Origin of the sequence: Rufibacter sp. DG15C (assembly GCF_001577755.1) — a bacterium.
GTDB lineage: Bacteria > Bacteroidota > Bacteroidia > Cytophagales > Hymenobacteraceae > Nibribacter.
Genome location: NZ_CP010776.1, coordinates 1,454,000 through 1,471,844 on the forward strand (window position 1 = coordinate 1,454,000; position 17,845 = coordinate 1,471,844).

Consider the following 17,845-nt stretch of genomic DNA (forward strand, 5'->3'; position numbering starts at 1 on the left):
GCACAAAAACAGTTATAGAAAGTAGTATAGCTTAAGTAGCAGTCTGGGTCGTGGTGATAACACCAACAACGGAGGTTGTTCTTTTAAAGAACAATCAAATCCATTTTCCGCCTAATTCCCAGAAAACAAGCCAAAATGAAATCTTAGTCAGCTTAACCTTTCAAATTGGCATTGTATAAACCCAAACAAACTCCTTCTTCCTGCCATCCTGTCACTAATCATGCTCTGGAACAGCTTTTGCCAAGCCTCTTCTACAAAAAGCAACACACATCATTTTATAGATATAGGAAATGGAAGAAAAAGGCACGATTTCGATTCACACCGAGAACATTTTCCCCATCATCAAGAAGTTCTTGTACTCAGACCACGAGATTTTCTTGCGCGAACTAGTATCCAACGCCGTTGACGCCACCCAGAAAGCCAAAAGCCTCTCCAGCATCAGTGAGCTGAAAGGCGACCTAGGCGAGTTGAAGGTGACTGTGAAGGTGGACAAGGAGAAGAAGCAGATCATCATCTCTGACAACGGGATAGGGATGACCGCCGAGGAGATCAAGAAATACATCAACCAGATTGCCTTCTCGGGTGCCACGGAGTTTGTGGAGCGCTACAAAGACACCAACGCAGACAAGAGCCAGATCATTGGGCAGTTCGGTTTAGGGTTTTACTCGGCGTTTATGGTGGCCAGCACCGTAGAGATTGACACTTTGTCGCACCAAGACGGCGCAGAGCCGGCGCATTGGACCTGTGACGGTTCTACGGAGTTCACTATCACAAAAGGCACCCGCACCGAGCGTGGTACCGATGTGATTCTGAACATCGCCGAAGATTCTGAGGAGTTCCTAGAAGAGGCCCGCATCCAGACCATCTTGAACAAATACTGCAAGTTCTTACCAATCCCGGTAGAGTTCAACGGAGAAATCATCAACAACCCGAACCCTATCTGGACCAAGTCGCCGTCTGATTTGACCGATGAGGACTACAAGAACTTCTACAAAGAACTGTATCCGTTCTCTGAGGACCCATTGTTCTGGATTCACCTCAACGTGGACTATCCGTTCAACTTGACCGGTATCCTGTACTTCCCTAAGGTGAAGAACGAGTTCGATTTCCAGAAAAACAAAATCCAGTTGTACAGCCGCCAGGTGTTCATCACCGACGAGGTGAAAGACGTGGTGCCGGAGTTCCTGATGCTGTTACACGGCGTGATTGACTCCCCGGACATTCCGTTGAACGTGAGCCGCTCGTTCTTGCAGGCAGATGCCAACGTGAAGAAAATCAACACCTACATTACCCGTAAGGTGGCGGACAAACTAAACGAAATCTACAAGAAAGACCGCACCGCCTACGAAGAGAAGTGGAATGACATTGCCGTATTTGTGAAGTACGGCATGCTCTCAGATGACAAGTTCTATGAGAAAGCCAAGGACTTCGCGTTGCTGGAAAACACCGAGGGGAAATTCTCTACCTTAGAGGAATACCGCAACTTGGTGCAGGCCAACCAAACCGACAAAGACGGCAACTTGGTCATCTTGTACACCACTGATGTGGAGAAGCAGCACGCCTTCATTGAGACCGCCCAGAACCGCAACTACGACGTGGTGAAACTGGACACCATGATTGACCCGCACTTCATCGGGCAGTTGGAGCAGAAGCTGGAGAAGACCACGCTGAAGCGCGTAGACGCCGATACCATTGACAAGCTCATCCAGACGGATGCCAAGCCGGAGAGCGTATTGTCTGAGGAAGAGACCACGCGTCTGAAGGAGATGTTTGAGAAAGCCATTGACAACCAGAGCATGACCGTGGGCGTGGAAGCTCTGAGCGTAGATGACCAACCGGTGATTATCACCCTGCCTGAGTTCATGCGCCGGATGAAGGACATGAACCGCATGGGCGGTGGCGGTATGATGATGATGGGCAACTTACCCGACATGTACAACGTGACCATCAACGCGAACCACCCTATCAACCACCGCATCTTAAAAGCCAAGGATGACCGCGGTGAGAAGATCGCCAAGCAGGCTTATGATTTAGCGTTGCTATCGCAGAATATGCTTTCGGGCGCGGCGTTAACGGCCTTCGTGAAGCGTAGCGTGGAACTGATTGACAAAGAGTAGTAATTAAGTTTAGTTGTTTGGAAGAGGCCGGAGAGATTCGGCCTCTTTTTTTGTGGAGTCTCTGCTTTAACTAAATAAATCCAATTGACCCTTATTATCTGAAATTGAAATGCTGACAAACTTAATTCTAGGCCTCTTTTCACTTATTTTCCCAAATTTATCAGATCTATCTACTACTCCTTTAACTATACAATTTGTGTAGTGAGCATTTCGATAATCTTTTATAGATCCTTTTTCTGGGAAGCATGTTAAAACATGATTTTTATATTGGAAGCCAAGGTCGTTTGACTTCTCGTTACCTCTAGTAATATGGCCTTCAAGTTCAACATAGGCATTGTGTTCTAATTCTGGAAATAGAATCTCTTGTTCATCTTCCTCATTTAAGAAAATAAACTTATTCTTATAATTTACCCTTGCTTGCTCTTTTACTTGTGGGTCGTTATAACCGATCACAAACTCTCTCTCTTCCTCTACTATTTTAATCAAGTTCTTAAACAGGCCTTCAGGGCAGTCAGCATATTGTTCTAAAAACTCTACAGGGAACCAAATGATTTCACCTTGCGCATTCTTTAATCCTATAAATTGATTGTCAGGTGAGAATATAAAACCGTCTAAAGACTTTTTACTTAATGACCCTAAATGAACGGCGGCTTTAATAACCCAAGTCATAGCCTTAAATGCACGTTGAAAAATATCTTTAAACCCTATTTCCTTAAAGTCATTCTTGGCCATTTCCCCTAAAGCTGATTCAAGGTACTTTTTAGCGCTAAAGGCTATTAATCCTTTAATTAAGAGTTCATTAAAATTTTCAGGAAAAAACGCTTCCCAACTTCCTTTCCTTATACTTACAGGTAGCTCAAAATCTATCTTTTCTAAGTCTGAGTTCTCCTTGTATAGGAAATACCTTAATGCTCCATCAAGCCCAGAAAGTACTCCCGCAGTCTTTTTAGCATCTAAATATCCATCCTTAACAAGCTCACCTTCATATTTTATGTAAGCTATAACTGGTTCCATTCAATTTTATATAATTTAATCTAAGTCATCTGTACTCAGAAGACGTGAGAGTATTTGTGTTATATATTTATAAAGACATGAATGTAGAAAATGAAAATCGTTTTTAGTCTATTTCCGCCAAAACAAGCCAAAAAAGGCATTACTTCTTTATCACCGCATTCACCTTCTTCCAGAGGTCATTCAAGAAAACCACCGGTACCTCATTGTCATCTGGGTTGTCACCCATGCGCACGAGGATAAGGTTCTGGCTGGGGACGATGTTAAGGAACTGACCGTTTTTGCCCATGGCGGCAATCATATCTACAGGGGCATCGGGCACGGCGCTACCGGAGAAGACCATTTGCGAGGTGGGAAGCATGAAGGAAGACTGACCGTTGAGCCACCAGAGGTAGCCATAGGAGCGGTTCAGGTTTTGCGAAGGGCTGGTCATGGCTTTGAAGAACTCGGTGTCTTTGAGTACTACAGTTTTGTCCCAGGTTCCTTTGTTGAGCATGAGCAAGCCAAATCGGGCCATGGCGCGCGCCGTACTGAAGTACACATAATCATCGCCTAGGGTCATCCAGAAACCTCCCATGCCAATCTTGTCGGCTAACTGGGTTTTAAAGTAGGTGTCAAAGTCTTGTTTGGTGGCTTTTTCGGTTACTTGGGTGAGTAGGGTGTAGGGCCCGTTGTGGTAGGCCCAACGGGTACCGGCATCAGCTTTGTACGTAAGGCAACTGGGTGTGTAGCAATGGTGGTTGGGCACTAGGTCGTTCAGGCCAGTGGTCATGGTGAGTTGGTGCCGAATGGTGATTTTGTCTTCCTGCGCGGGGGTGAGGCTGGTCCAACCGGCGCCCAAGTACTTAGACGTTTTGTCCTGAATGGAAAGATGGCCGTCTTCCTGGGCCTTGCCAATAAGAAAAGCGTTCAAGGTCTTCCCCGCCGAGGCCCAGTACCAGTTACTGTTGGCCGTGAACGTGGTGCCATTGGCCGCTTTGCCGTTGTAATACTCAATGACAATCTTACCATCCTTGAGTAAGAGGAAAGCCCGGGTATTGCTCTGGTTCAAAAATTCATCTAATGCCGCAGCACCCGTCGCACTCCAACCCAGACTTTCTGGTGTAGATGTCTCCCAGATAGAAGAACCCACCGCCGGGAAGTACAGGTTCTGGGCGGTGGGCGCTGGAGTGACCTCGTCTTTTTTACAGGATAGCAGGCTAAGGCAAATGAAGGCAAACGCGAGAACAGTTCTTTTCATAGAAGAAAGTCAGTTTATGCTTTGATGCCGCTGCCAGAGAAAAGTTAAATCTAGCAGCGGCACCTGGTAACAACCAACCGTAAAACTATAAAAATAGCAATTACTCTATATTCAAAATTCTATCACTGAAATCAGGTTTGCCTGTACTTGCTACTGTCAAAGTTAAACGGCAGCCAACACCTGCTTCTGACGGGTAGACAGCCACATCTGCACAAGTAGCAACAGCAGAATTCCGGCGCTGCATATGCCAATGATTACATGTGTGTAGGGTAGTTTCATGCCCAGCGTCAACAAGCACATGTTAGCCACCGCCAGCAACACAATCACCTTCTGCAGCTTAGTGAGCGCAATAGGTAAAATCACTGTTGCCCCGGCCAGTAGAAACGTCAACAGCCCAGCGGCGTTGGTCAACGGGTAGTTAAATCTAGAAAGGCCCAGTGTTAGTAAGGCGCCCCCTATTACTGCCCAAGGCAGACTTCCAGCTCTAAACGTATCTAAAGCATAAGGCGCAACGGGTAGGGCAGGTTCTGTAGAAAACAGAAATTTAAAGCGTCTCCATTCGTACAGCAACATGGCCAGGTTCATCACTAAAAATACGGCATTGACATACGGCGTACCTGTCCAGTTCTGAGAAATGGTCACCGCTATAATAGCAATGTTCATGGGCACCAGCATCACCGCCCCTAGCAAACTAAACCGCTGCGTGAACAGCAAGGTACCCAGCACTACCTGGCACACCGCCACCACCTGCGCAAAAAACGCCAAACCATGTTTGGCTAGCGCCTCTTCCAGCCACGGCGGCCCAATCAACTGCCCAAAGTTGCCGTGCGTGAGTTTGCAGACGCCGGCTGAGAAAAACACATAGCCCAAGAAGAGCCGAATGAGCAGCACCAGAAAGTCTTTGTTTTGGATCATAGTTGTAGCGGTTTAGGTGATCAGAAGAACAGCAATTTTGCATTACCTAACCCTAAGGTCGTGAAGCGCTTGCACTCCAGAAAATCTTTTAGACCAACCGCCACTGCACCTAGACCAACCAGCCAAATCCCTAGAAAACGAGAATCCGTTTTTGGCCTGATTCTTAGGAAACAGGCCAAAAACGGATCCTCAACTCCAGAGCATGAGGGATTACTTACGCCCCAATCTTCACCGAGGTCATGGTCAAGGAACCGCCTACCATCTTGTCATTGAAGAAGGAAGTTTCTTCGTGTTTGCCTTGCAAGCCCAAGGTGTACAGAAGCGGCAAATAATGTTCTACCGTGGGTATGGCCAGCAGCGCTTCTTTGCCCATGGTCTGGTAGTTGATTAAGGGCTGGTGGTCACGGTTAGAGATCAGGTCCTTGAACTTCTCATTCATGGTTTGGGTCCAGTCATAGCCGCCGCCATTGATCAGGTTCCAGTCCATCATGCGCAGGTTGTGCACCATGTTGCCGCTTCCCATAATCAAAACACCTTTCTTGCGCAGCGCCTGCAGTTCTTTGGCTAGGTCATAGTGGTATTGCGGACCCTTGGTGTAGTCAATGCTCAACTGCAAGACCGGTACGTTGGCGTCTGGGTACATGTGGCGCACAATGGTCCAGGTGCCGTGGTCCAGGCCCCAGTCATGGTCCAGTTCCACGTGGGTAGATTTGATGAGGTCTACGGTTCCTTTGGCAATGGCCGCATCTCCGGGCGCCGGGTACTGCACGGCAAACAATTCCTGCGGGAAGCCCCCGAAGTCATGAATGGTCTTCGGGAAGTCCATGGCCGTAATCTTGGTACCTTTGGTAAACCAGTGCGCCGAAATCACCAGCACCGCTTTGGGCACCGGAATGTCTTGGGCCAGCTTCTTCCAGCGCTGACTGAACTCGTTGTCCTCTATGCCGTTCATAGGCGAGCCGTGCCCTACAAACAGCACTGGCATGGTATAGTCTTGCGGCGCTAGGCCGTCAGTAAATTTCTTGAATGCGCTTAAACTTGTCATGGCGAGTCCTCCTGTTACAGCTAGTTTAATGAAGTTTCTTCTTTCCACGGTGAGTGTGTTTTTGGTGAAGAATTCTAGGCTAAACCTTTCCGTAGCAACCAGTACTTCATAACGGCGTTGCTACCTCAGATTTATAATACAAAGGTCGGGAAGACGGGTGCCGAAAAGAATAAGGTACCTTAAGAAATGGCCTGCTGGTAGAGGTCCAGCCCTTCAGACTTGATGGTGCTGAAGAACTCGGGTGTGATGCCCAGATAAGAAGCGATGTGGTACTGCGGAATACGCTGGCTCAGGTCAGGGAACTTGAGGAGGAAATCGCGGTAATTTTCGGCGGCGGTCTGGGTCATGCCCGACAGCATGCGCTTCTTAAACGCGAAGTAGCCGTTTTGGAGCAGTTTCCGGTAAAACAGGTTAAAAACGGGATGTTGTTGCGTGAGGGCCTCAAAGGCATTCACGTTGATTTGTACGTACTGCGTGGCCTCCAAGGCTTGAATGGAAAGCAACGCCGGTTTATGGAAGGCCACATCACTTATCCAGTACCGCTCCACGGCAAACTCCAAGTTCACCTCTTTGCCGCTCTGGTCAATGATAAACGACCGCAGACAGCCGCTCTGCACAAAATACAGGTAGTGGTTCTGTTCCCCGGTGCGCAACAGAAACTCCTTCTTCTTCGCCTCCTTGGCCTCACAGATAGCCAGAAAAGCCTCCTCTTCCTCTGGCGTGAGGGAGACATGCTGGTGCAAGGCGATTAGAATAAGGTCTTGTGCCAAACAGTTAGGAATTGCTTTGGTGTAAATGAGTACAGGTTTCAGAGAGGATCTGCATTCATATGATTATTGAGGCTGGCTTCCCTCTCTTCTTTTTGTCATCCTGAAAGGACCTTGTGGGCGAGCTAGGCAAGTGGTGGCTATAGTACGGAATACTATGGTTTAAGCATCTATTTTAGACGGCTTCTCACTTAGTATCAGTCTTTACAACTTGCCCACAAGGTCCTTTCAGGATGACAAAGAGGAAATTAATTCGGCATTAGTAATTGGAATTGAGTCAAGCTACTTCATCATAGCCTTGTCTTTACTTCTGCGACTCGGCATGCTTTTTAAAATTATCCAAGATGGCTTGCCAGCCGTTTCTTTGCAGTTCAATGGTGTTCACGTCTTCTACCTCAAACACTTCGGTGACTTTGGTCTGGTCCCCTAAGCTGTCAAATGTGATGCGTACCTGACGGCCGTCGTCCAACTTGAGCACAATGCTTTTGTGAGGGACTACCTGCTCATAGGTACCAGCATAGTCAAAACCCACGCTTCCGTCCCTGGCTTCCATGCGCCACACAAACCGACCGCCGCGTTGCAGGTCATTGGTTGCGGCAGGACACTGCCATGATTCATGCGCGAAATTCCATTGGGTAATATGTTCTGGTGTTGCCCACAGCTCCCATACTTTTTCTACCGGTTGTTGAACAGTGGTCTCTACGGTAAGGGTGGGCTTGTCTTTCGTTTCCATAGGGTATTGTTTGGTCAATAAGTTCTCTGCAAAAGCGTCAATAACTTGTGTGTTTGATGGCTAGCCAAGGCTTACCATTCATTGCAAAACTTCTTCTTGGCATCTAGAAACTCCTGCCACATTTCCTGCACAATCTCGCCGGCAGGTTGAATGCGGTCCACAATGGCAGCGGCCTGACCAATCTCCAGTTCGCCTTCCTCCAAATCGCCTTCATACATGCCGCGCTTGGCACGCCTGGAGCCCAGCAGTTCGGCTAGTTCCTGGGTGCTGGCACCTCTTGACTCGGCTAACTTTACGTCCTGGTAGAACTTGTTTTTGAGCAGGCGTACGGGCGTGAGCTGTTTCAGAGACAGTTCTGTGTCTCCTTCCTGTGCGTTCACCACCATGTCTTTAAAACTCTGGTGAGCGCTGGATTCTAGGCTGGCTACAAAGCGGCTACCTACCTGCGCCCCGTCGGCGCCCAAAGCAAACGCCCCGAAGATGCCTGCTCCGGTGGCGATTCCGCCAGCGGCAATCAAAGGCAGGTTCACCGCGGCACGCACCATGGGAATCAAGCAGAACGTAGTGGTTTCCTCGCGTCCATTATGACCGCCAGCCTCAAAACCCTCGGCCACAATAGCATCAACGCCAGCTTCCTCACACTTCTTCGCGAACTTGACGTTGCTCACCACGTGGATCACTTTTGCGCCGTTGTCCTGCAATAGCTTGGTCCAAGTCTTCGGGTTACCCGCCGAGGTCACCACTACCGGCACTTTCTCCTCCATGATAATCTGGAAATGCTGCTCCAAGTCTGGGTACAACAAGGGCACGTTCACGCCAAAGGGTTTGTCCGTGGCCGCCTTGCATTTCTGGATGTGTTCGCGCAAAATATCTGGGTACATGGAGCCGGCGCCAATGAGGCCCAACCCACCAGCATTGCTCACCGCCGAGGCCAATTCCCAGCCGCTGCACCAAATCATGCCGGCCTGTACAATGGGGTATTCTATGTTAAGGAGTTCGGTAATTCTATTGTTCATGGTATCAAGTATCAGGTAGCAAGTATCAAGATTTCCTTGAGTTGTCTGTCTGAGGTTGAGGGTAAATATAAACTTGTTATACTGTCCGGCCCCGTTAGAAAAGATTGAATCCGCCAGCTGAAATTGTTGGTTTATTTTAATGCTTTGGACAAATGAATGTATTCTTCTGATTTAATAAAGTTGATGCAGTCTTCTAGTAATTTCCTGAGACTTTCTTTTTCTTCCTCTTTGATTCCAGCACCCCAATTCGCTCTGTGAATTGCTTCTAATACCTCTTTCTCAACTAATGACCTAATTTCAACTTCTTTTCTGTTTAGCATAAGGCTTCCTGGCCTAGGATGGCCAGCATATCTTTTTAGAGCTACTTTTTGCACAAACTCAACTTCGCAAGTTTGTGAATTATGGTCTGTCAGAATCAGAGTTACTGTTCCTCCATCCATCCAGAGTTTAACTTCTTCTATTGTTATATTACCCTTAATGTTGAACACTGTTTCTAACTCTGAAACCACGCCTCTTAACTACTAAAATCTATCTCCGTGCTGTCGCCAATGTTCAGGCGTTGGCTTTGCCCTTTGAGTGCTGAGTCTGAGCCAACCAGAGATTCTTGCAAGACGGCGTAGGCCAGTTCTGAGTAGCCGCCAATGATGGAGTCGCGCACAATGGTGTAATTGAGAATGGCCCGCTCGCCAATGGCCACGTTGGGCCCGATGATGGAATTGCTGATTTGCGCGTCCTTGCCAATGCTCACCGGCGGAATGATGATGGTGTTCGGGAACTCTGGATAGTCCGTGTGCTTGAATTCAGGACGGTTGAGCAGGGTGGCGTTGGCGTGCAGGAGCGTTTCCTTTCTTCCGCAGTCAAACCAGTTGTCCACGTCATAGGTGAGCATGGGCTCGCCGTTCTGGATCATGTGCATGAGCGCATCGGTGAGATGGTACTCGTTCTGGGTGCGTATGTCCTGGGCAATGATGTATTCCAGCGCCTCGGCTAAGCCTTTGGGGTTGTTGATTTTATAGAGGCCCACCAAGGCAAGGTTGGACTTCGGGATTTTGGGCTTTTCCACCACCTTAGTGATATGCGCGTCTGGCCCAACCTCAGTAATCCCAAATAGGGTAGGCACTTTCACTTTCTTCACGGCCAGCACGGTTTGATCAGAGGCCAGAATGGCTTCCATGTTCACATCCACAATGGTATCGCCTAACTGGATGAGCACCTCTTTTTCGTTCCGGAAGGTCTCACGCGCCGTCCAGAGGGCGTGGCCCAGGCCTTCGCGCGGCTGCTGCACAATGAACTCCATCTCCAAGTCTGGGTATTTTTTCTGCACATAGTGCATGATTTTTTCGCCTAGGTAGCCCACCACAAACACAAACTGCTTGATGCCCGCCTCCTGCAAACGTTCAATGATGTGCCCCAGAATAGCCTTGCCCGCAATGGGCACCAAAGATTTGGGTTGGGTATGCGTATGCGGCCGAAGGCGCGCGCCCATGCCTGCCACTGGTATAATTGCCTTCATAAGTACCTCCTTGAAAAGCTAAAATAACGAAATTGTGGCACCCTTGGTGTTTTTCTGGAAGAAGGCTCGCACTAAGGCTTGAAAAGCAGACGATTCCCTTCTCCGCCTTAGATTTTGGGCATACGCGTTTTTGGCCTGTTTTCTAAGAATTAGACCAAAAACGCATATTTTTATGTGAATGTGCGTAAGAGGATTACCCGAACCCAAAACGTGCGGTTAAACGGTAAAAGAACTATATTACACGCTAGATAAAACTACCCTACAACTATGAAAAAATTAATGCTTTACTTCTTCGGGCTGGTGGTGTTACTCTCCCAGTCTTCTTGCGGCTACAACGACATGGTGACCTTGGATGAGCAAGTGTCTGGCCAATGGGGACAGGTACAGAACGCCTACCAACGCCGCGCCGACCTCATCCCTAACCTAGTGAACACCGTGAAGGGCGCCGCCAACTTTGAGAAATCTACGCTGGAGGCCGTTATCAATGCCCGTGCAAAGGCGTCTAGCATCAACATCAGCGCAGATGACCTTACCCCAGAGAACATTGCCAAATATCAAGAGGCGCAAAGCGAATTGAGCGGTTCTTTGTCTAGGTTAATGGCCACCGTAGAAGCCTACCCAGACCTGAAATCTAACCAGAACTTCCTGGAGTTGCAGGCCCAGCTAGAGGGCACTGAGAACCGCATCTCTGTGGAGCGTAACAAATTCAACCAGACGGTTCAGCAGTACAACACCTACATCAGGTCGTTCCCGCGCAACATCTACGCCGGCTGGTTTGACTTTGAGAAGAAAGGCTACTTTGAGGCCGAAGCCGGTGCCCAAAAAGCCCCTACAGTTCAGTTCTAATAAAGACGCAAGATATAAGACACAAGACGTAGGACTTTCAAAGCCCTCGCTCTCTGTCCTTGCACAAACCATCTTATCGTTTTCGGCCTGTTTTACCCAAAACAGGCCGAAAACGCATTTTCTAAAAATCACTCGAGACTCAGAACGCAAGACTCATCAACATGCCGCGCGACATCATTACCCCAGCAGACGAGGCCGTCATTGTAGCGGCCATTGAGGAAGCCGAGACCAACACCTCTGGCGAAGTGCGCGTGCACTTTGAGAACACCTGTGAGATTGAAGTGCTGGACCGAGCCACGCAAGTGTTTGCCGCCCTGCACATGCATGAGACCAAGCTGCGCAACGGCGTGCTGTTCTACGTGGCCCTTAAAAGCCACAAGTTTGCCGTGCTGGGAGACGGTGGCATCAATGCCGTGGTTCCGCCGCATTTCTGGGAAGACATCACCCAGCAAGTAGTGGCAGATTTCAAGCTAGAAAAGTATTCTGAAGGCTTGGCCAAAGGCATTAAAATGGCCGGCGAGCAACTCAAAAGCTACTTCCCGTACGCTGGTGCGCACAAAGACATTAACGAGCTGGCAGACCACGTCTCGTTTGGAACTACCTCTAAAGAAGACCCTACCTCATGAAAAAATACTTCTGGCTTCTAGGGTTGCTTTGGATTACGTCATTTACCCTTTTTGCTCAAATCCAGGACAAGGATTTCCCGCCGAGGCCTACGCCCCCGCGGTTGGTCAATGACCTGGCAGATATTCTGAGTCCGCAGGAAGAGGCGGCGCTGGAGCAGAAGCTGGTAGCCTACAGTGACAGTACCTCTACTCAGATTGCCATTGTCAACATCACCTCCATTGGCGGGTATGACATCTCTGACTATGCCTTCAGGCTAGGTGAGCAGTGGGGCATTGGCCAGAAGGACAACGACAACGGCATTCTCATACTCACCGCGGTTAATGAGCGGAAGGTCTACATTGCCACCGGTTACGGTATGGAAGGCGTTTTGCCAGACGCCATTGCCAAACGCCTCACAGAGGGCACGCTTAAACCCAACTACCAAAAACAGCAATTTTACCAAGGCTTAGACCAAGCCACCACGCAAATCATTACCCGCGCGGCCGGTGAGTACAAGGCAGACCCCAAACAACAGCGCCAAGGCCAGGGCGAAGAAGGCATTCCTACGCTGTGGATTATCATTGGCATCATGATTCTCATCTTCATCATCAGTCGTAGAGGCGGTGGTGGCAGGGGCGGCAGACGTGGCATGGGTGGCATGGGAGGACCTTTCATTCCACCTATCATCTTCGGAGACTTCTCTGGCGGACGCGGCATCTTTGGCGGCGGAGGCGGTGGCTTTGGAGGAGGCGGAGGTGGTTTCGGCGGCTTCGGGGGCGGTAGCTTTGGAGGCGGCGGGGCTGGCTCAGATTGGTAACAGTATAGCTTTCACTTATACAGGATTTTTGAAGAAGCGTTTTTGGCTTGTTTTCCAGGAAACAGGCCGAAAACGCTTTTCTGTTTCCCATTGCTACTGCTGACATTCAAAGCGGATTCTCCCCTTGAGGGGAGCGTAGAGGGGTGTTTACATATGCAGGTAATATTTATGGAAAATGCATATTGCTTGCATCCTACTTAAAACACAAGTCAATGCGCAGACTAATCCTTTCTTCCCTAGCTCTTATCCTCCTTATTTCTTGTAATCAAGATAGAAATAGTGATTTCAAAATACCCTCTGAAAAAAATGTTCAAGCCATTGTACTGGCAGTTATAAAGCAGGATAGTTTACCTGTAATATCCGGAAAATCGCCACACTATCCTGTAAGCTCAGAAACACAATCTTACCGGCTATCATTCTTAGAATCTAATATGCCACCCACCATGCCAGGTTTAGGAATTAGACTGAGAGACCTACTATCTGTAAAGACGGACTCCACAGGTGATGAACTTCTATTTTCAAAAACCGACACAGCATACTTTAGATTTCTTGACACAAAGTGGTCTAGCAGACCTTATGTAATTCAACGACTTAGAAGTCAAGGAATTTTCTTTAAAGCCAAACAGACACTTTTTGACGAATTATGGAAAACACGCCAAGCAGAAAAATCATTTTATGTATTCTCGAATCCTATTGTTTCTGAGGACCAAAGCCGGGCCTATATTGAAGTAGCTTTTGCATGCGATAGATTATGCGGATATGGGCACGCATATAGTTTGTTAAAAAAGAAAGGGAAATGGCGTGTAACAAATGAGGTAATAACATACTTTGAGTAACCAAAAAAGCCGGCCCCTTAGGACCGGCTTTCTCTATAAATTAAACATCAGCACCTTAAACTATGCGTTGCGGTTGATGCAGTTCAGGTCTTCGAAGGCTTCTTTCAAGCGGGTGATGAAGGCCTCTTCGCCTTTGCGTAACCAAACGCGTGGGTCGTAGTGCTTTTTGTTCGGGCTGTCTTCGCCGTCTGGGTTACCGATTTGGCCTTGCAGATAGTCGCGCTTGCCTTCGTAGTAGTTCTTCACACCATCCCAGAATGCCCATTGCATGTCTGTGTCAATGTTCATCTTGATGGCACCGTACTCAATGGCTTCTCTGATTTTCTCTTTCTCAGAGCCAGAACCGCCGTGGAATACAAAGTCAACCGGGTTAGGGCCTGTACCTAGTTTCTCCTGAATGTACTCTTGTGAGTTCTTCAAGATTTCTGGACGAAGCTCTACGTTTCCAGGCTTGTACACACCGTGCACGTTCCCGAAGGCGGCGGCCACGGTAAAGCGGTTGCTTACTTTGTTAAGCTCCGTATAAGCGTGGGCTACGTGCTCAGGCTGGGTGTACAAGTGGGCGCTGTCTACGTCAGAATTGTCTACGCCGTCTTCCTCACCACCGGTGACGCCAAGCTCAATTTCAATGGTCATGCCTAGCTTGTTCATGCGCTCCAAATAGATAACACAAGTGCTCACGTTCTCTTCCAATTCTTCTTCAGAAAGGTCCAACATGTGCGAGCTGAACAATGGCTTGCCGTTTTGCTTAAAGTATTTCTCACCAGCGTCTAGCAAACCATCAATCCAAGGAAGGAGTTTACGGGCGGCGTGGTCAGTGTGCAACACAACTGGTACACCGTAAGCCTCGGCCATAAGGTGTACGTGCTGAGCGCCCGAGATGGCACCTGCAATGGCGGCGGCCTGTCCGTCGTTGTTCAAGCCTTTTCCGGCGAAGAACTGGGCACCGCCCTGTGAGAACTGGATGATAACGGGGGAATTTACTGCCTTGGCGGTTTCCAGGACAGCGTTGACGGAGTTGGTGCCAATCACGTTGACGGCTGGCAATGCAAAGTTATTGTCGTTTGCGTACTTGAATAGTTCCTGCACTTCGTCGCCGTGCAGAACACCAGATCTAAATTTAGGCATGGGTTGGCTTTTTGGTCTTTGGACAAAACTAACTAATTATTGCTTAGCTTCTAAGGTTTCTTCTGCGGGATTAGAGCGTATGGGCTTTGAAATAAAGGGGAGCTTCGTTTTAAGCCTACTTTCTGGAAAACAAGCCAAAAACGGTTTCTATAGCGATACCACTATCAGGCTAAAAAACTTACTTTTTCTCAGGCAGGCTCCAAAATAAGTAGTACTTTCAAAGTTGAGTTAGTTTGCGCCTGCCATGAAAGTCTATACCACACAGCCTTTTCAGATTATTTACTCTTTGCTAGAGCATGAATATCTGGGCTATCTGTTTGAGTCTTTCGTGATTCAGGTCAACTCCAAGAAACAGCTCACGCTCCAGCACCAGAACATCTCGGCTAAGAACGCCGACGAGTTTGCCGCCCGCTTAGATGAGACCGATTTCCAGCTCATCAAGCTCATAGACCAGATTCAGCAGGAGGCGGTCTTCAAGAAGTTCGCGGTCAAGAAAGGCACGCTGGCCGATTTCTTTCTGAAGACCTATGACCCTGTAAAAGGCGACAAGCTCTTGCAGGAGAACATCTTGCATTATGTGCAGTCCCGCATGGCCAAGATTCTGGCTTTGTTGCAGAACAAGATGACGTTCATCATGGGCAAGGACGGCGAGCCAACCTGGAAACGTATTGAATCTGCCACTGAGAAAGCCACGGTGCTGTTCCACTTTGTGCGCAACCCAGACAATACCCATTACTTTCCTACCATCAAGTACCAGGGCGAGCGGATAGACTTCCAGTACAAGGACGCGGTACTGGTGTGCCATGAGCCGGCCTGGCTTCTGCTAAATGACACGCTCTACAGCTTTGAGAAAGAAGTGGACGGCAAGAAGCTTCAGCCGTTTTTGAACAAGCGCTTTATTGTAGTGCCCCGTAACGTGGAGGACAGCTACTACCGCAAGTTTGTGGCCCCGCTGGTAGAGCAGTTTGACGTCTATGCCCGTGGCTTCTTGATAAAATCTGAGCGTTTTACGCCACAACCGCAGATTGTCTTCTCAGAATTGGCGGTGGCAGAAACCTCGGTGGCTTTGTTCACGGCGGGCGGTGAAATGCTGGAAGAAGAGGAAGTGGTACAGCCGTCGGGCGCCGAGAAGATGGTGTTTCAACTGAACTTCCAGTACGGCACTTATAATTTGCCCATGCAGGACGCCAAAAGGATGAGCGTGAGCGTGGAGAAAACGACTGATTCTTACATCTTCCACAGAGTGCACCGCGACCTGGAGCAGGAGCGCCATTTTGTGCGCGAGCTGGCTAGTCGGGGTTTGGAGATTAGGAACGGGAAAGCGGTGCTGGACAAGGCCTCGGCGTTCAGTTGGCTGAACCAGTATGCGAGTGCGCTGGAGGAACTGGGCTTCTCTCTAAAGCAGAACCAATCAGACAAGAACTACTTCATCGGGGAGACCAGCGTAAATATAGGCATCAACGAAAACAACGACTGGTTTGACATTTACGGGACGGTGCGCTTCGGGCCGTATGAGATTCCGTTTATCAAGCTCAGGAACCATATTTTGACCAAACGGCGCGAGTACAAACTGCCCAACGGCCAGATTGCCATCATCCCCGAGGAATGGTTTACGCAGTACCTGGAGCTCTTCGCGTTTGCCGAGGGTGAGGACGATGAACTGAAACTGCGCAAGCACCATTTGGCGCTGGTGAGTGACCTGCAGAACGGCAACCTGGCTACCGTCACCATGACCCGCAAGCTGGAGAAGCTCCGCGAGTTTGAAACCGTGGAAGACAAACCCCTGCCCGAGGGCTTCAAAGGAGAGTTGCGTCCGTACCAAAAGGCGGGCTACAACTGGCTCCATTTTGTGCAGGACTATCACTTCGGGGGCTGTCTGGCAGATGACATGGGTTTGGGGAAGACCGTGCAGACCTTGGCCATGCTCCAACATCGCAAGGAGAATGGCGCGCAGAGTGCCTCGTTGCTAGTCATGCCTACTTCCTTGATTTACAACTGGCTCGCTGAGGCGCAGAAATTTACCCCACACCTGCGTATTCTAGTCTACACAGGCACGTACCGCACTAAAAACGTATCGCAGTTCAAGCATTATGACGTGGTCTTGACGTCGTATGGCATTGTGCGCCTGGACTCAGAGCTTCTGCAGAAATACTACTTTGACTACATCATTCTGGATGAGAGCCAGGCCATCAAAAACCCGAACTCCAATACCTCAGAAGCCATACGGGAGCTTAAATCCAAGCATCGGCTGATTTTGACGGGTACGCCCGTGGAGAACAGCATCATGGACCTCTGGAGCCAGATGTCCTTTATTAATCCGGGTTTGCTGGGCACGCAGGCGTTCTTTAAAAAGGAGTTCTTGAAGCCCATTGAGAAGCTCAAAGACGAGCACAAGACCAAGCGCCTGCACGCCCTCATCAAGCCATTTATCCTCCGCCGGCATAAAAGCCAGGTGGCCCGTGAACTGCCCGAAAAGATTGAGCAGATCACCTACTGCAAAATGACCGAGGAGCAGGAGCATGCCTATGAGGAGACCAAGTCTTTCTACCGCAACAAAATCCTGAAGACCATTGAGGAGCAGGGCGCAGCCAAAAGCCAGTTCATGCTCTTGCAGGGCTTGATGAAGCTACGCCAGATTGCCAACCACCCGCGCATGGCCGACCCGTCCTATGAGGCAGAGTCTGGCAAGCTGGGCGAGGTGATGCGCCTGACCAAGACGGTGGTCAGCAAAGGGCACAAGGTATTAATCTTCAGTCAGTTTGTGAAGCACCTGGACATTGTGCGCGCCTCACTGGACGAGCGCAAGATCAAGTACGCCTACCTGGACGGCTCCACCAAAGACCGCCAGGCACAGGTGAACACCTTCCAGAACGACCCCAACTTGCCAGTCTTCTTAATCTCTTTGAAAGCCGGGGGTGTAGGCCTTAACCTCACCGCCGCCGATTATGTCTTTATCCTGGATCCCTGGTGGAACCCCGCCGTGGAAGCCCAGGCCGTGGACCGCGCTCACCGCATTGGCCAGCAGAACACCGTCTTCACCTACAAGTTCATCACCAAGAACAGCGTAGAAGAGAAGATTCTGGCCCTGCAAGACAAGAAACTCCAACTAGTCTCAGACCTTATTTCCACGGACGAAGCCGTCATTAAGAACCTCACCAAAGAGGATATTGAAAGCTTGCTGAGTTAAGCCGTTTTTGGGCTGGTTTGTGGGAAGGAGGTCAAAAACGACATCTTTCCCTATCTCCTTATTTATTT

At 49.1% G+C, this 17,845-nt stretch carries 16 protein-coding genes; 6 read left to right on the top strand and 10 right to left on the bottom strand.

All coding sequences use genetic code 11. The features are described 5' to 3' along the window. The first annotated feature begins 290 nt into the window (after nucleotides 1-290). The gene (htpG, locus tag TH61_RS06140; protein ID WP_066507270.1) at nucleotides 291-2,117 is read left to right on the top strand and encodes a molecular chaperone HtpG; all 1,827 of its coding nucleotides are present in this window, start codon (nucleotides 291-293) and stop codon (nucleotides 2,115-2,117) included. A 66-nt stretch (nucleotides 2,118-2,183) separates the two neighbouring features. On the opposite strand, the gene TH61_RS06145 is transcribed toward htpG, so the two are convergent. The 9 genes from TH61_RS06145 to TH61_RS06185 all read right to left on the bottom strand — a co-directional run bounded on the left by TH61_RS06145 (nucleotide 2,184) and on the right by TH61_RS06185 (nucleotide 10,357). Then, entirely contained in the window at nucleotides 2,184-3,131 is a 948-nt protein-coding gene (locus tag TH61_RS06145; protein ID WP_066507272.1) for a hypothetical protein, read from the bottom strand. Nucleotides 3,132-3,270: 139 nt separating this feature from the next. Then, on the bottom strand, nucleotides 3,271-4,368 hold the full coding sequence (locus TH61_RS06150) for a serine hydrolase (protein WP_066507274.1): 1,098 nt from the start codon (nucleotides 4,366-4,368) through the stop codon (nucleotides 3,271-3,273). A gap of 162 nt (nucleotides 4,369-4,530) precedes the next feature. Further along, nucleotides 4,531-5,283 (bottom strand): DoxX family membrane protein, encoded by a 753-nt coding sequence (locus TH61_RS06155; RefSeq protein WP_066507276.1) that lies wholly within the window; start codon nucleotides 5,281-5,283, stop codon nucleotides 4,531-4,533. 214 nt (nucleotides 5,284-5,497) lie between these two features. After that, a complete protein-coding gene (gene ygiD, locus TH61_RS06160; protein ID WP_066507283.1) occupies nucleotides 5,498-6,328 on the bottom strand; it encodes a 4,5-DOPA dioxygenase extradiol in 831 nt (276 codons plus the stop codon). Between the two features lie 179 nt (nucleotides 6,329-6,507). Next, nucleotides 6,508-7,098, bottom strand: coding sequence for a Crp/Fnr family transcriptional regulator (locus TH61_RS06165; RefSeq protein WP_066507285.1), 591 nt, complete (start codon nucleotides 7,096-7,098; stop codon nucleotides 6,508-6,510). Between the two features lie 301 nt (nucleotides 7,099-7,399). Continuing rightward, nucleotides 7,400-7,828: an SRPBCC family protein gene (locus TH61_RS06170; protein ID WP_066507286.1), complete on the bottom strand. Its 429-nt coding sequence runs from the start codon at nucleotides 7,826-7,828 to the stop codon at nucleotides 7,400-7,402. 71 nt (nucleotides 7,829-7,899) lie between these two features. Continuing rightward, entirely contained in the window at nucleotides 7,900-8,844 is a 945-nt protein-coding gene (locus tag TH61_RS06175; RefSeq protein ID WP_066507288.1) for a nitronate monooxygenase family protein, read from the bottom strand. Between the two features lie 131 nt (nucleotides 8,845-8,975). Then, on the bottom strand, nucleotides 8,976-9,353 hold the full coding sequence (locus TH61_RS06180; RefSeq protein WP_157600604.1) for a hypothetical protein: 378 nt from the start codon (nucleotides 9,351-9,353) through the stop codon (nucleotides 8,976-8,978). A 5-nt stretch (nucleotides 9,354-9,358) separates the two neighbouring features. Next, nucleotides 9,359-10,357, bottom strand: coding sequence for a sugar phosphate nucleotidyltransferase (locus TH61_RS06185; protein WP_066507296.1), 999 nt, complete (start codon nucleotides 10,355-10,357; stop codon nucleotides 9,359-9,361). A gap of 267 nt (nucleotides 10,358-10,624) precedes the next feature. Here TH61_RS06185 and TH61_RS06190 point away from each other — a divergent pair, with 267 nt between their 5' ends. From TH61_RS06190 to TH61_RS06205, 4 genes are all read left to right on the top strand, one after another. Further along, entirely contained in the window at nucleotides 10,625-11,203 is a 579-nt protein-coding gene (locus tag TH61_RS06190) for a LemA family protein (protein ID WP_066507297.1), read from the top strand. Between the two features lie 161 nt (nucleotides 11,204-11,364). Continuing rightward, complete coding sequence (locus TH61_RS06195; protein ID WP_066507298.1) at nucleotides 11,365-11,829, top strand: TPM domain-containing protein; 465 nt, start codon at nucleotides 11,365-11,367, stop codon at nucleotides 11,827-11,829. Beyond that, nucleotides 11,826-12,626, top strand: a complete 801-nt coding sequence (locus TH61_RS06200) for a YgcG family protein (protein ID WP_066507300.1) — start codon at nucleotides 11,826-11,828, stop codon at nucleotides 12,624-12,626. The genes TH61_RS06195 and TH61_RS06200 overlap by 4 nt, the downstream gene beginning before the upstream one ends. A 212-nt stretch (nucleotides 12,627-12,838) precedes the next feature. Continuing rightward, on the top strand, nucleotides 12,839-13,462 hold the full coding sequence (locus TH61_RS06205) for a hypothetical protein (RefSeq protein ID WP_066507303.1): 624 nt from the start codon (nucleotides 12,839-12,841) through the stop codon (nucleotides 13,460-13,462). 60 nt (nucleotides 13,463-13,522) lie between these two features. Here TH61_RS06205 and fbaA read toward each other — a convergent pair whose 3' ends face one another. Then, nucleotides 13,523-14,590, bottom strand: a complete 1,068-nt coding sequence (gene fbaA / locus TH61_RS06210; protein WP_066507306.1) for a class II fructose-bisphosphate aldolase — start codon at nucleotides 14,588-14,590, stop codon at nucleotides 13,523-13,525. Nucleotides 14,591-14,834: 244 nt separating this feature from the next. Here fbaA and TH61_RS06220 point away from each other — a divergent pair, with 244 nt between their 5' ends. After that, nucleotides 14,835-17,777 (top strand): DEAD/DEAH box helicase, encoded by a 2,943-nt coding sequence (locus tag TH61_RS06220; protein ID WP_066507308.1) that lies wholly within the window; start codon nucleotides 14,835-14,837, stop codon nucleotides 17,775-17,777. The last annotated feature ends 68 nt before the right edge of the window (nucleotides 17,778-17,845 follow it).

Excerpts from the sequence above, each read along its gene's own strand:
- TH61_RS06195 (WP_066507298.1), top strand. The coding sequence starts at position 11,365 with ATGCCGCGCGACATCATTACCCCAGCAGACGAGGCCGTCATTGTAGCG.
- TH61_RS06145 (WP_066507272.1), bottom strand. The coding sequence starts at position 3,131 with ATGGAACCAGTTATAGCTTACATAAAATATGAAGGTGAGCTTGTTAAG.
- TH61_RS06205 (WP_066507303.1), top strand. The coding sequence starts at position 12,839 with ATGCGCAGACTAATCCTTTCTTCCCTAGCTCTTATCCTCCTTATTTCT.
- fbaA (WP_066507306.1), bottom strand. The coding sequence starts at position 14,590 with ATGCCTAAATTTAGATCTGGTGTTCTGCACGGCGACGAAGTGCAGGAA.
- TH61_RS06200 (WP_066507300.1), top strand. The coding sequence starts at position 11,826 with ATGAAAAAATACTTCTGGCTTCTAGGGTTGCTTTGGATTACGTCATTT.
- TH61_RS06150 (WP_066507274.1), bottom strand. The coding sequence starts at position 4,368 with ATGAAAAGAACTGTTCTCGCGTTTGCCTTCATTTGCCTTAGCCTGCTA.
- TH61_RS06170 (WP_066507286.1), bottom strand. The coding sequence starts at position 7,828 with ATGGAAACGAAAGACAAGCCCACCCTTACCGTAGAGACCACTGTTCAA.
- TH61_RS06190 (WP_066507297.1), top strand. The coding sequence starts at position 10,625 with ATGAAAAAATTAATGCTTTACTTCTTCGGGCTGGTGGTGTTACTCTCC.
- TH61_RS06185 (WP_066507296.1), bottom strand. The coding sequence starts at position 10,357 with ATGAAGGCAATTATACCAGTGGCAGGCATGGGCGCGCGCCTTCGGCCG.
- TH61_RS06220 (WP_066507308.1), top strand. The coding sequence starts at position 14,835 with ATGAAAGTCTATACCACACAGCCTTTTCAGATTATTTACTCTTTGCTA.
- TH61_RS06175 (WP_066507288.1), bottom strand. The coding sequence starts at position 8,844 with ATGAACAATAGAATTACCGAACTCCTTAACATAGAATACCCCATTGTA.
- ygiD (WP_066507283.1), bottom strand. The coding sequence starts at position 6,328 with ATGACAAGTTTAAGCGCATTCAAGAAATTTACTGACGGCCTAGCGCCG.
- htpG (WP_066507270.1), top strand. The coding sequence starts at position 291 with ATGGAAGAAAAAGGCACGATTTCGATTCACACCGAGAACATTTTCCCC.
- TH61_RS06155 (WP_066507276.1), bottom strand. The coding sequence starts at position 5,283 with ATGATCCAAAACAAAGACTTTCTGGTGCTGCTCATTCGGCTCTTCTTG.